Annotated in this window: 1 protein-coding gene; it reads right to left on the bottom strand. The window is 60.6% G+C overall.

Features of this window, described 5'->3' with window-relative positions; genetic code table 11:
• On the bottom strand, positions 1-289 hold a 289-nt coding region (locus tag WA675_RS27315), incomplete at both ends, for a B12-binding domain-containing protein (RefSeq protein WP_336088333.1).

Below are 289 nucleotides of genomic sequence, written 5' to 3'. Positions count from 1 at the left end.
GACCGTCGCCAACACGATCCGGCCCTTACCCGAATCATCGGTGGCTTCCATGTGCGGTTCCAGATGCGCCACCGCCGTTTTCATCACCTCGGCCGACTGCAACACGAACGGCAACTGCATCTGACCCGAACCGAACAACTCACCGACAGTCTTCATCCCCGACAACAGCGTCTCGTTGATGATCTGCAACGGCGGCACCGACCGCATCGCCTCATCCAGATCGACATCCAGACCGTTACGCTCACCATCGACGATGCGCCGCTCCAACCGCTCGAACAACGGCAACGCC

It is taken from the genome of Nocardia sp. SSK8 (genome assembly GCF_037034205.1).
Classification (GTDB): Bacteria; Actinomycetota; Actinomycetes; order Mycobacteriales; family Mycobacteriaceae; genus Nocardia.
This window is presented reverse-complemented; position numbering and strand designations above follow the sequence as displayed.